The organism is Micromonospora sp. NPDC049497, from assembly GCF_044465805.1.
GTDB lineage: Bacteria > Actinomycetota > Actinomycetes > Mycobacteriales > Micromonosporaceae > Micromonospora.
In genome coordinates this window covers 18886-31454 of the sequence record NZ_JBITMC010000015.1, presented here as the reverse complement: position 1 = coordinate 31454, position 12569 = coordinate 18886, and the positions used below count along the sequence as shown (strand labels likewise).

Annotated in this window: 9 protein-coding genes; 4 read left to right on the top strand and 5 right to left on the bottom strand. The window is 71.8% G+C overall.

Annotated features, from left to right (window positions below):
* Nucleotides 1–169 precede the first annotated feature (169 nt).
* Complete coding sequence (locus ACIBR0_RS20460) at nt 170–925, top strand: hypothetical protein (RefSeq protein ID WP_396717819.1); 756 nt, start codon at nt 170–172, stop codon at nt 923–925.
* Here the strand turns inward: ACIBR0_RS20460 and ACIBR0_RS20455 are convergent.
* From ACIBR0_RS20455 to ACIBR0_RS20440, 4 genes are all read right to left on the bottom strand, one after another.
* Complete coding sequence (locus tag ACIBR0_RS20455; RefSeq protein ID WP_396717817.1) at nt 874–2463, bottom strand: phospholipase D family protein; 1590 nt, start codon at nt 2461–2463, stop codon at nt 874–876. The genes ACIBR0_RS20460 and ACIBR0_RS20455 overlap by 52 nt on opposite strands.
* A 343-nt stretch (nt 2464–2806) precedes the next feature.
* Nucleotides 2807–3793 carry a pirin family protein gene (locus tag ACIBR0_RS20450; RefSeq protein ID WP_396717814.1) on the bottom strand — a complete coding sequence of 329 codons (987 nt, stop codon included), beginning with the start codon at nt 3791–3793 and terminating at the stop codon, nt 2807–2809.
* A 1-nt stretch (nt 3794) separates the two neighbouring features.
* Nucleotides 3795–4286: a MarR family winged helix-turn-helix transcriptional regulator gene (locus ACIBR0_RS20445; RefSeq protein ID WP_396717811.1), complete on the bottom strand. Its 492-nt coding sequence runs from the start codon at nt 4284–4286 to the stop codon at nt 3795–3797.
* Nucleotides 4287–4561: 275 nt separating this feature from the next.
* Nucleotides 4562–5149 carry a general stress protein gene (locus ACIBR0_RS20440; protein ID WP_396717809.1) on the bottom strand — a complete coding sequence of 196 codons (588 nt, stop codon included), beginning with the start codon at nt 5147–5149 and terminating at the stop codon, nt 4562–4564.
* A 109-nt stretch (nt 5150–5258) separates the two neighbouring features.
* On the opposite strand from ACIBR0_RS20440, the gene ACIBR0_RS20435 reads away from it, so the two are divergent.
* Both ACIBR0_RS20435 and ACIBR0_RS20430 read left to right on the top strand, forming a co-directional pair.
* Nucleotides 5259–7112 carry a glycoside hydrolase family 15 protein gene (locus ACIBR0_RS20435; protein WP_396717806.1) on the top strand — a complete coding sequence of 618 codons (1854 nt, stop codon included), beginning with the start codon at nt 5259–5261 and terminating at the stop codon, nt 7110–7112.
* The gene (locus ACIBR0_RS20430) at nt 7109–7888 is read left to right on the top strand and encodes a glucose 1-dehydrogenase (RefSeq protein WP_396717804.1); all 780 of its coding nucleotides are present in this window, start codon (nt 7109–7111) and stop codon (nt 7886–7888) included. The genes ACIBR0_RS20435 and ACIBR0_RS20430 overlap by 4 nt, the downstream gene beginning before the upstream one ends.
* Nucleotides 7889–7949: 61 nt before the next feature.
* Here ACIBR0_RS20430 and ACIBR0_RS20425 read toward each other — a convergent pair whose 3' ends face one another.
* Nucleotides 7950–9338: a glycoside hydrolase family 6 protein gene (locus ACIBR0_RS20425; RefSeq protein WP_396717801.1), complete on the bottom strand. Its 1389-nt coding sequence runs from the start codon at nt 9336–9338 to the stop codon at nt 7950–7952.
* A 276-nt stretch (nt 9339–9614) separates the two neighbouring features.
* Here ACIBR0_RS20425 and ACIBR0_RS20420 point away from each other — a divergent pair, with 276 nt between their 5' ends.
* Nucleotides 9615–12533: a ricin-type beta-trefoil lectin domain protein gene (locus ACIBR0_RS20420; RefSeq protein ID WP_396717799.1), complete on the top strand. Its 2919-nt coding sequence runs from the start codon at nt 9615–9617 to the stop codon at nt 12531–12533.
* Nucleotides 12534–12569: the final 36 nt, after the last annotated feature.

The window sequence follows — 12569 nt, the reverse complement described above, 5'->3', positions numbered from 1 at the left end:
GGCTTTCCCGCCTCGACCGGACAACCGACGGGCCGCTCCGGTCGGTCGGTGACACCCGGCCGGGTGGCCCCCTGACCTCGGATAACAGGCTCCGGGTGTCGACTTTCCGTCGTTGTCCCGTCCACGGGACCAGCCGTAGCGTCGCGGGTACCACTCATTCGGAGGCCCCGTGCTCGACCCCGCCCTGCCCCAGTTGGTCGTCAACAGCCGCACGCTCTTCTTCAGCTGGCTGCCGGCGGACCACGACGCGGTCGCGGCGCTGGTGCCGGCGGGGCTCGCCCCCCGACCGGATCGCCAGGTCTTCCTCAACCAGTACGTCGTCGACGACGAGTCGCAGACCTCCGGCTTCGGGGCGTACTCCCTGACCTACATCGGGGTGTCGCTGAGCGGGGCCGACGCCCCCGGCGGGAACAGCCCCGGCGGCTGGTGGACGACGTACGTCACCTCCAGCGAGCGGGTGCGGGCGTACGCGGCGGCCCGTGGCGCCCCCGCGGTCCTGGGGCGTACCACCATCGAGACGGAACGGGGATACCTGGTCGCCCAGACCGAGATTGGTGGCATCCCGGTGATCCGCGCCCACTGCCAGGTCGGCGAGGCCGGCCGGGCGATCAGCAGCGGTCACCACCGCTACTTCACCGCCCGCCACGGGGAACTGCTCAGCGCCGTCTACCCGTACGTCGCGGAGCCGGTGGACCCGTTCGTGATCGAGTCGGTGGAGTTCCTCGACCCGACGCACCCGACGTACGCGCTGCGCCCCGAGAACCCGCTGACCATCCCGTACGGCTTCTACTCACCGCGGGCCTCGTTCGCCTACCCGGGCGGTCTCAGCGTGCACAAGGGCGCGGCGGTGCCGGCGCAGGTCGGCCCGGCCGCTCACCAGGTGCCGGCGCGACGGGCCCGCAGCGGCCTGCCGTCCGGGTCGTAGACCAGCCGGTACACCGGCAACGCCCACGCCCGGGTGTACCAGGGCAACCGCTCCGCCCGGTGGGGCCGAAGCCGGCCCGGTGGTCGGGGGCCGCTCTGCCCGGAGTCGTACCACCGTTGCAGCTCGTCGGCCGCCCGGACGACGGCCGCTGTCGCGTCGGCCGGGTCGAGCAGGTCGTCGTCCTGGCCGCCGGCCGGGTCGCGGTCCAGGTGCTCGCGCAGCAGCCGCAGGCGCAGGTCCCGGGCGAAGACCCGGGCGCCGTCGCCCAGCCCGGCCGGGTCCACCGGAGCCCGCTCGTCACGCGTCTCGTCGAGGACCGCGCAGGACAGCTCGCTGTCGTGCGTCCAGGACCGGCGGTTGAAGTTGTCGCTCCCCACGCTCGCCCAGACGTCGTCGACCACGCAGACCTTGGCGTGCACGTACACCGGCTGCCCGGCGGGGTTCTCCAGGTCGAAGATGTGCACCCGGTCCGGGGCGGCCTTCTCGCACAGGGACAGCGCCTGCTCCCGGCCGACCGTGTTCGGTGGCAGCGCGAGCCGGCCGTCCACGTCCGGGAAGCGGGGGACCACCGCGATGAGGTGCAGGTCCGGGTTGTCCCGCAGGGCCTGCGCGAAGAGTTCGGCCACCTCGGTCGACCAGAGGTACTGGTCCTCCAGGTAGATCAGCCGGCGGGCCCGGTGGACCGCCTTGGTGTAACCCCGGGCCACCGTCCGCTCGCCGTCGGGGGCGAACGAGTACCGGGGCCGGACGGCCGGGTAGGTGCGCAGCACCTGGATGTGGTGCGGGCCGCAGGGCGGCGGGGGCGGTGGCTGGTCGGGCAGCGGGTCCGGGCGCAGGTCCGCGCCGCGCAAGCGATCCCGCACGTACGCCATCGGGTTCTCCGAGTCCAGCGGCATCGGGTCGGTCCACCGTTCCCGGAAGCTGGTGTCCAGGGCCCCGACCGCCGGGCCGCGCACCATGAGCTGCACGTCGTGCCAGGGCGGCCGGTCACCGTACCGGGCGGACATCACCACGACCTGGGGGTCGCCGGCGTGGTCGGCGTCGTCGCGGCGGCTGTGGCACAGGTCGATCCCGCCGGCGAAGGCGACGTCCCGCTCCGGCGCGCGCGGGTGGCGCAGCACCACCAGCTTCTGGTGGTGCGAGCCGCCCCGGCGGACCCGCTGGTCGAGCAGCACCTCGCCGCCGGCGGCGGAGATCGTCTCGCTGAGGTTCCGGTTCTCATCCTCGCTGTACGCCAACGCGTCGAGGTGGGACCGCCAGACGAGCCCCTTGACCACCACGCCGCGCTGCGCGGCCTGGGCGAACAGTTGGGCGACGGTGGGCCCGTCGGGCCGCATCCGCTGGTCCGGGTCACCCCGCCAGTCGGTGAAGAAGAGGTGGTCGCCGGCCTCCAGCGCCTGCACCTCGTCCACCAGCCGGTCGAAGTAATCGGCACCGTGAATTAACGGCTCGGCAAGGTTTCCACTGGTCCATACGGGTAACTCTGACCGTGGGTTGGCGCGTTCGCCCGCGGAGAGGAACCACTCCTGCAGCGTCAACGGTCCAGCCCTCCTGAGGTCGACGACGTCCTCACGGTACGACCCTCGCTGAGGGCTCGTACGCCGTCGGCACCACGGTGACCTGGACGGCTGCCCCCGGCGATACCCACACGACGACGACGCGCAAACGCGAGGAGGCCACACCATGCCCGGCGAGACGACGAACTCCGTGACCGAGTACCGCGAGCAGGCGGTGGAGGGGGAGCGGGGTGCGGTGGTAGCCGTGTTGGTGATGGTGATCCTGGGCGTGGCCGGCATATTCGCCGTCTCCTAGGCGGCCCCGACACGGCGGTGGGCGCCCCGAGTAGATCGGGGCGCCCACCGTTGTCCTGCCTCGGGACGGTCAGGGGCGGGGGCCCTGCCCGTCGGTGTGCGGCAGCCGCTCGGCGGGGATGACGCCGAGCCTGCCGGCCTGGAAGTCCTCGAACGCCTTGAGCAGCTCGTCGCGGGTGTTCATGACGAACGGGCCGTAGTGCGCCACGGGCTCCCGGATCGGCCGGCCACCCATGATGTAGAGGTCCAGCGCCGGGGTGTTGCCGTCCTGCTGGGCGTCGGCGGCGAACCGCAGGGCGTCACCGGGGCCGTGCACCGCGAGCTGGCCGGTGTGGAACGGCCGGCGTCCGATGCCCACCGTGCCCCGACCGCCCAGGACGTACACCAGGGCGTTGAAGTCCGGGTTCCAGGGCAGGTCGACCTGGGCGCCGGGCTGCACCGTCACGTGCGTGATGCTGATCGGGGTGTGGGTCGAGCCCGGACCCTGGTGCCCGGCGACCTCACCGGCGATCACCCGGATCAGCGCACCGCCGTCCGGCGTGGTCAGCAGCGCCGACTCCCGGCCGCGGATGTCCTGGTACTTCGGGGCGGTCATCTTGGCGACCCGGGGCAGGTTGACCCAGAGCTGCGTGCCGTGGAAGAGCCCGCCGCTCATCACCAGGTGCTCCGGCGGCGCCTCGATGTGCAGCAGGCCGCTGCCGGCCGTCATCCACTGGGTGTCGCCGTCGGTGATGGTGCCGCCGCCACCGTGGGTGTCCTGGTGGTCGAAGATGCCGTCGATGATGTAGGTGACGGTCTCGAAGCCGCGGTGCGGGTGCCACGGGGTGCCCTTCGGCTCGCCCGGCGCGTAGTCCACCTCGCCCATCTGGTCCAGGTGGATGAACGGGTCCAGCTCGGTCATCGGCACCCCGGCGAAGGCCCGGCGCACCGGGAAGCCCTCACCCTCGTAGCCGCTGGGCGCGGTGGTCAGCCGGCGGACCGGCCGGAAGGCGGTGGACTCGTCGAGCCGGGGCAGGCGGGGCAGGACGAGGACGTTGTCGACGGTGATCGCGGGCATCTCAGGCTCCTTGGCTGTCGCTGGTGAGGGTCGACGCGTCCCGCTCGGCGCGCAGGCGCCGGCCGAGCCGTTCGAAGATCCGGGTGAGGCAGGCGACCTCGGTGTCGTCGAGGTCGTCCATCAGGCGGTTGCGGACCGACGCGAGGTGGTGTGGCGCGGCCTCCCGCAGGGTGAGCAGCCCGGTGGCGGTCAGTACCGCCTCGCTGCCCCGGCGATCCGCCGGACAGGCCTCCTTCGCGACCAGCCCACGCTTCTGCATGGACGAGATCTGGTACGTCAGGCGGCTCGGCGAGAACACCAGGCGGCTGGCCAGCTCGCCCATCCGCAGCCGCTGGCCCGGCGCCTCGGAGAGCAGCACCAGCACGTGGTAGTCGGCGAAGCTCAGCTCGCTCGCGACACGCAGGTCCTCCTCCAGGTGGGTGAACAGCCGCTGGCTGGCCTCTATGTAGGCCCGCCAGGCGGTCAGTCGGTCCGGCTCCAGGCTCTCGGTCACGTGCCCAAGAGTAGCACTATTTCAAAACTTAACAACCATCCCCAAGCTGCACAGCAAGGCCACATCCCCGAACCCCTAGGCAACCCTTCGAATCTGAACGGACCGCCTCAACCCCGCCGCCTGGGTCCCTCCTCGTCGGCCAGGAGGGGACAACTTCGGGGAGGATGTCCCCTCCCTCGCACCGCAGCCAGCACCTTCCCCGAAGTTGCCGCCCTCGAGGCGTACACGACACGGCCGCCCCGGCGTGGTGCCGGGGCGGCCGTTCGGTAGGTCGGTCAGCGGGCGCTCGGCTGGCCGGCGCCCAGGTGCAGTCGGCCCAGCAACTGCCGGGCCTGCTCGGCGAACTGGGCGTCCACCGTGACGGCGTACTGGCCGGCGCGCAGGGAACTGGCCGAGGTGAAGTCCCGCCGCCCCCCGGTCATCGCGTGCGTGACCGCCCCGAACACCGCGCCCCAGATAGCACCGATGACCAGGCCGACCAGGATCACCGCGATCCAGTTGCCGACGGTGAAGATCCCGAACAGAAGTCCGATGAAGAGACCGAACCAGGCGCCGCTGCCGGCGCCCACCAGTGCCGCGCGTGCCGTGCTCATCCGGCCGAGAACCGTCTCCACCAGGGTGAGGTTCGTGCCGACGATCGCGGTGTGCTCCACCGGGAACCGGTTGTCGGCGAGATGGTCGACCACCCGCTGCGCGGACGGATAGTCCGGGTACGACCCGATCGTCACGGTGGGTGAACCGGTCTCCGGGCCGTGCCCGTCGCCGCTCGGCGCGGCGGGGCGGCCCGCGGGACCGGACGGGAGGGTGTCGCCGCCCGGCATGCCGGGCCGCCAGGCCGAGGTCGGACTCGACGGTGTGGTCATGAGCATCCTCCTTCGTCAACCACGGATGTTCCCCCGCTCGTCGGGCGGTAACGCCGGGTCACCCGGTCATTGCGGGAATGTCGCCCCTGCGGCCCGGGTAGGCACCGCCGTGGACAGCGGGAGGATCAGCGAACACGGCTTCCTGGCGGACGGACGCAGCGCCGTCCTGGTGGACCGGGCCGGGTCGGTCAACTGGTGGTGTCCGGAACGGTTCGACGGACCGTCGGTCTTCGGCCGGCTGCTCGGCGACGACGCGGGGCACTGGTCGATCCGGCCGGTGGGGACCTTCACCACCGACCGGTCCTACCTGGACGACACGCTCGTGCTGCGGACCGTCTTCACCACCGGGCAGGGAACGGTGGCGGTCACCGACGCGCTCGCGCTGGAACCCGGTGCGCGGGGCCACGACATCGGCCTGCGCTCACCGCGCGTCCTGGGGCGGGTGGTGGAGGGCCTGTCCGGAGCGGTGGCGGTGCGGCTGGACTACCAGCCGCGGTTCGAGTACGGCCGGGTCATGGCGTACCTGGTGGAGACCGACGGGGCGATCGGTGCGACCGCCGGCGCCTGCCACCTCAGCCTGCGCGGCGACGTGCCGCTGACCTGCGGCGACGGCAACGCCTCGGCGACGTTCACGGTGCGGGCCGGTGAGACGTACCAGTTCACCCTGGGGTACGCGCCGACCTACGACGCGGCACCGCCGCACCTGCCCGACGCCGACCGGGTGGTCGCCGACGCGGTCGCCGGCTGGCGCTCCTGGGCGGACCTGCACCGGGACCACTACCGGGGGCTGTTCCGCGACGTGGTCCGGCGCAGCGCCCTCGTCGTGCAGGGGATGACCTACGGGCCCAGCGGTGGAATCGTCGCCGCGGCGACCACCTCGCTGCCGGAGGAACTCGGGGGCGACCGCAACTACGACTACCGCTTCGTCTGGGTTCGGGACTTCAGCCTCACCCTCCAGGCGCTGTGGCGTGCGGCCTGCCCGGACGAGGCCGATCGGCAGTTCGCCTGGGTGGCGCGGGCGATGGGCCGGATCGGTGACGAGCCGGTGCCCATCATGTACGGCGTCCAGGGCGAGCGGGACCTCACCGAGCACACCCTCGACCACCTACCCGGGTACGCCGACAGCCGGCCGGTCTTCGTCGGCAACGACGCCTGGAAGCAGCGGCAGACCGACGTGCTGGGCGAGGTCCTCGACGCGGCCTGGCTCATGCGGCACTACCTCGACCCGATGATGCCCGACGTGCGGCACCTGCTGCGCTCGCTGGCCGACCAGGCGACCGTCACCTGGCGGAAGCCGGACGCCGGCATGTGGGAGGCCCGGGACGCCGAACGCCACTACGTCTCGTCGAAGGTGCAGTGCTGGACGGCGCTGGACCGGGCGGTGCGTTTCGGTCTCCGGTTGGGCGAGCCGTCCGACGTGGCCCGCTGGGCGGCGGCCCGCGACGAGGTCCGTGCGGCGGTGCTCACCCGGGGCTGGAACGACCGGATCGGCGCGTACACCGGGGCGTTCGGCTCCGACCACCTCGATGCCTCGGTCCTGATCATGCCGCTGGTGGGTTTCCTGCCCGCCGACGACGAGCGGATGCGCTCGACGATGGACGTGGTCGAACGCCGGCTGTCCCGGGGCGGCCTGCTGCGCCGCTGGGACGACGATCCGGCGGGATTCGTCATCTGCTCGTTCTGGCTGGTCGGCTGCCTGGCCCTGGCCGGCGAGGTGGACCGGGCCGGCGACCTGTTCGCGCAGCTCGCCGGCCGGGTCAACGACCTGGGCCTGTACGCCGAACAGATCGACCAGGTCACCGGGGAGCACCTGGGGAATTTCCCGCAGGCGTTCTCCCACATCGGGCTGATCAACGCCGCCGGCCACCTCACCGAGGCCATGGAGCGGCGCCGCGAGGCCGCGGGCCGACCGCGGCAACCCGTGCCGGCCGGTACGGGACGGACGGAAGGAGCACGCTCATGACCGGACGGCTCACCGGGAAGACCGCCCTGATCACCGGCTCCGACTCGGGTATCGGACAGGCCACGGCCATCGAGTTCGGCCGGGAGGGCGCCGACGTGGTGGTGCACTACCTGCACGACCACGCCGGGGCGAACCACACGAAGGCCGAGATCGAGAAGACCGGCCAGCGGGCCGTCGTGGTGCAGGGCGACATCAGCGTCGAGCACCAGGTCGAGGCCATGTTCGACGAGGCGCTGGCCGAGTTCGACCGGCTGGACATCCTCATGAACAACGCGGGCGTGGACGCCTCCGGTATCCCCGTGGCCGATCTCGACACCGAGACCTGGGACCGGTGCATCCGCACCAACCTGTACGGGATGTTCTTCTGCTGCCGGCGGTTCGTGGGGCACCGCCGCGACGAGGGCGGCCAGGGGAAGATCATCAACATCACCTCCGTCCACCAGGAGGTGGCCCGGGCCGGTGGCGCGGACTACGACTCCAGCAAGGGCGGCATGCTGGAGCTGGCCAAGAGCCTCGCGCTGGAGGTCGCCCCGATGCGCATGAACGTCAACAACATCGGGCCGGGGATGGTGCTGACCCCGTTCAACCAGGAGGCGATCGACAACCCGAAGTACCTGGAGGAGCAGGTGCAGAGCATCCCGTGGAAGCGTGCCGCGGAGCCCGGCGAGATCGCCAAGCTGGCGGTCTTCCTGGCCAGCGACGACGCCGACTACGTGACCGGCTCGACGTACTTCATGGACGGTGGCCTGATGCAGAACCAGGGGCAGGGCGCCTGACCGCGGCGTACCGTGCCGGGCCCGTCGTCGTCCGACGACGGGCCCGGCGGTTCCTCGTCGGTCAGGAGCAGGCGGTGCCGTTGAGCGTCCAGCCGCCGAACGCGGGGAGGGCGCTCCCGGTGAAGGTGCCCTGGAAGCCGACGCTGGCGGTGCCGCCGCTGGCCAGGTTGCCGTTCCAGGTGGCGTTGCGGACGGTGATCCGATCACCGGACTGGCTCCAGTCGCCGTTCCACCCGTTGGTCAGCCGGACGCCGGCCCCCGGGGCGAAGCTCAGTGTCCAGCCGTTGAGCGCGGCACCGTTGTTGGTCACCCGCAGCTCGGCGGTGAAGCCGCCGGTCCAGACGTTCGGGGTGTACGTGACCGTGCAGCGGCCCGCCGGCGGGGGAGTGGTGGGCGGTGCCGTGGTCGGCGGTGCCGTGGTGGGCGGAGGAGTGGTCGGCGGTGCCGTGGTGGGCGGTGCCGTCGTCGGCGCGCTCGTCGTCGGCACCGGCCCGGCCGCGATCGCCAGGTCGTACGCCCGCTGCGGGACGAACTGGCCGGCCGGCGCGATGCAGCCGTCGGACTCGCCGGGCAGCTTCACCCAGAGGAACGCGTCGATCGCGGCGTCGCCGGTGGCGGTGGTGCTGGGCGTGCCGATGGCCCGGCCGGCCGGGTCGCACCACTCGGAGCCGGCCGGTCCGTTGCCGTTGCGGCTGGTGTCGATGACCGCCTTCAGCCGGGACACGCCGGTCGCCGCGATGATCGCCTTGGCGTACGCGACCTCGTCGGCGGTGCGCCGGTAGTTGGAGACGTTCAGGGAGATGCCGTCCGCGCTGTTGGCGATGTCCGCGCCGAGCAGCCGGGAGGCCGCCTCGCTCGGCGACAGCCACGCCGAGTGCCCGGCGTCGAGGTAGACCCGGGCCTGCGACGAGCCCGCCTTGAGCTTCTTGCCCGCGTACGCCATGGAGGCCTTCGTCTCGGCCTGCTGGGCGGCGTTCTGGCAGCTGGTCATCAGGGGCAGCACGTCCGGCTCCAGCACGATGGTCGCCGGACGCCCGTTGAGACCGGCCGCCACCTGGTCGACCCACTGCCGGTAGGTGGCGTGGTCCGGTGCCCCGCCGGTGCTCGCGCCGCTGCAGTCCCGGTTGGGGATGTTGTAGACGACCAGGATCGGCACCTTGCCGGCCGCGGCGGCCGCTCCGACCAGGGCGTCCACCTCGGCGCGTACGGTCGAGGTGTTGGTGCGGGTGAACCAGCGACCCTGGGGCACGGTGGCGATCCGGTCCCGGATCACGGCGGCGCGGGGGTCGCCGGGGTTGGCGGCGACCCAGCCGGCCGCGGCGGTGGCCGGGTCGACGTAGAAGGCCGACTCGGCGGCGACGGCCGCCGGCGCGTGGATCAGGGCCAGGGCGGTGGCGGCGGTCAACGCCGACGTGGCGGCGGCCGCGGCGAGTACCGGTCTGCGTCTCATGTCAGTCACTCCCGTTCATCGAGGGACGCCGCTGGAAGCGCTCCCAATACCGTCGCCAAACTACGTGGCGGTTGCCGGCTTGTGAAGACCCCGCCCGCCGGTGCCGACAAGTCGCCTGATGGGGCCCCGGAGCTTTCGTCAACGCGTGGATTACTTTCGATTCACCGGACTGAAGTTCTGTTCTGGTCGAGTGAAAGGCGTTAATGTCTGGACACACCACCCGGTGCTCCTCCAGTCGGCGGGAGCGGCACCGAGATCCCCACCCCTGGAGGTCTCGTGTCCCCTGTCCCGCGCCGACTGCTGGTCGTCGCCACCGTCCTGCTCACCGCCCTCGCCCCGGTCGGCCCACCGCCGGCCGCCGCTCACCCCGGTCACGCCGGCGACCACCCCGCACCCGCCGAGGCGCCCGCGCGTACCTCCTCGGAGGCCGCCGTCGCGGCGGCGCTCGCGCCCCCGGCCACCAGCGGCTTCGAGAAGGTCGCCCTCGACGGCGGCCTCTCCATGGGCGAGCCGATCGAACTGGCCGTCGCACCCGACGGCAAGGTCTTCTACATCAACCGGGGCACCACCAACGGCGGCGGCCAGGTCCGCATCTGGAACCCGGCGACGAAGACCACCACCGTGGCGCTCACCCTCGCCCTCGACGCACGGTACGAGGACGGGCTGATCGGCATCACGCTGCACCCGGGCTTCGCCAGCAACCGCTGGGTGTACCTGTTCTACTCGCCCAAGGGCACGCCGCTGGTCAACCGGATCTCCCGGTTCACGTTCGACCCGTCGGCGCTGACCCTCTACCCGGCCAGCGAGGACGTGCTCATCGAGTGGCCCACCGAGCGCGACCTGTGCTGCCACTCCGCCGGCTCGATGAGCTGGGACTCCGCCGGCAACCTCTACTTCGCCGTCGGCGACAACACCAACTCCGGCGGGGACTCCGCCGGCATGGCGCCGATCGACGAGGGGACCACCCGCAACCCGCAGTACGACGCCCAGCGCACCTCGGGCAGCACCAACGACCTACGTGGGAAGATCAACCGGATCCGCCCGCAGAACGACGGCAGCTACACCATCCCGGCGGGCAACCTCTTCCCGGTCGGCACCGCGAAGACCCGGCCGGAGATCTACGTGATGGGGGTCCGCAACCCGTACCGGATCTGGGTCGACCGCACCGCCGGCGACACCCTCTACTGGGGTGAGGTCGGCCCGGACGCGGGCGCCGACGTCGCCAACCGGGGGCCGGCCGCGTACGACGAGTTCAACCGTGCCACCGGCCCCGGCAACTACGGCTGGCCCTACTGCGGCGGGCCGAACGTCGCGTACAACGACTGGGACTTCGCGACGAACTCGCCGCGCGGCTGGTTCCCCTGCGGCGGGTCGACCGGCCCGGTCAACGACTCACCGCGCAACACCGGCCTCAACCAGCTTCCGCCGACCAGGCCCGCGCTGGTGTGGGAGCAGCACGGCGGCAGCGAGGACTGGCCGGCCCTGGACAACCCGGGCGGCTGCGGCTCGCCCAACCACGTGGAGGTCTACCACCACGACCCGAACCTGGTCTCCGACGTGAAGTGGCCCGCGTACTACGACAACAAGTGGCTGATCTCCGAGTACTGCCGCAACTGGATCAAGGAGGTCCAGTTCGACAACGGCAACCCGGCCACCGGCGTCCCCACCGTCATCGAACCGGTCCTCGCCGGCATGACGTTCGTGCACCCGATCGACTGGCAGTTCGGCCCGGACGGCTCGCTCTACCTGCTGGAGTACGGCAGCGGCTACTTCTCCGGTGCCGCCGACGCGGGCCTGTACAAAATCAACTACGTCCAGGGCGGCCGGTCGCCGGTGGCCAAGGCCGCGGCCAACAAGGACAACGGCCTGGCACCGCTCGCCGTGACCTTCTCCAGCGCCGGCAGCTCCGACCCCGACGGCGACCCCCTGTCGTACGCCTGGGACTTCACCGACAACGGCAGCGTCGACTCGACGGCCGCCAACCCGTCGTTCACGTACACCGCCAACGGCAGCTACCGGGCCCGGCTGACGGTCAGCGACGGCACGGGCCGCACCGGCACCGCGACCGTCACCGTCGTGGTCGGCAACAACCGACCCACCGTCTCCCTGAACGGGCTGCCCGCCGGCGGGCTCTTCGACTGGGGGCAGGACGTCACCCTGGCCGCCTCCGCCAGCGACCCGCAGGACGGAACCCCGGCCTGCTCCTCGGTCATCGTCCGGGCCGCCCTCGGTCACCAGGAACACGCCCACGAGGAGGGGGAGGGCACCGGCTGCGGCGCCACCTTCAACACCGGCCCGGTGCACGCCGGCCCCGACTCGGTGCTCTTCTTCGTGCTGCGCGGCAGCTACACCGACAAGGGCGCGGCCGGCTCGGCGCCGCTGACCGGTGAGAAGGAGATCAGCCTCTACCCCAAGCAGTGGCAGGCCGAGCACTACGTGGCCCTGAACGGTCCGAAGGTGATCGACCAGTCGGCCGCGCAGGGCGGCAAGCGGCTCGGTGACATCCAGAACGGGGAGAACGTCCGCCACCACGCGGTGAGCCTCAAGGGCATCACCGGGGTCAAGGCCCGGGTGTCCTCCGGCGGTCCCGGCGGCACGGTCTCGTTCCGGTACGACTCGCCCACCGGCCCGGAGGTCGCCCGGCTGACCGTGCCCAACACCGGCGGGTGGGACTCGTACACCGAACTCAGCGCCACCGTGACGAAGCCCGACGACGGCACCCACGACCTGTACCTGGTCTTCACCGGCGGCAGCGGCGCGCTCCTCGACGTGGACAGCTACACGTTCACCGGGCCCGGCGTCGGCACCGGCGGGGCCCGCACCGGAGAGATCAAGGGCCTCGGCAAGTGCGTCGACATCGCCTCCAGCCAGACCACCAACGGCACGAAGGTGCAGATCTGGACGTGCAACGGGACCGCGGCGCAACGCTGGACGCTCCCCGGCGACGGCACGGTCCGGGGCCTGGGCAAGTGCCTGGACGTCAAGAGCAGCGGCACCGTCAACGGCACTCTGGTCCAGCTGTACGACTGCAACGGCACCGGGGCCCAGCAGTGGACCGCCCAGCCCGACGGCAGCCTGCACAACCCGCAGTCCGGTCGCTGCCTGGACATCCCCGGCTCGGTCACCACCGACGGCCGCCAGTTGCAGATCTACGACTGCAACGGCACCGCTGCCCAACGCTGGACGCTCCCCTGAGGTGAAAGGAAGGGCCCCTTCTTAACGCCTCGTGTA

Coding starts and splice junctions, on each gene's coding strand:
- ACIBR0_RS20450 (WP_396717814.1), bottom strand. CDS start 3,793: ATGCCCGCGATCACCGTCGACAACGTCCTCGTCCTGCCCCGCCTGCCC.
- ACIBR0_RS20440 (WP_396717809.1), bottom strand. CDS start 5,149: ATGACCACACCGTCGAGTCCGACCTCGGCCTGGCGGCCCGGCATGCCG.
- ACIBR0_RS20430 (WP_396717804.1), top strand. CDS start 7,109: ATGACCGGACGGCTCACCGGGAAGACCGCCCTGATCACCGGCTCCGAC.
- ACIBR0_RS20425 (WP_396717801.1), bottom strand. CDS start 9,338: ATGAGACGCAGACCGGTACTCGCCGCGGCCGCCGCCACGTCGGCGTTG.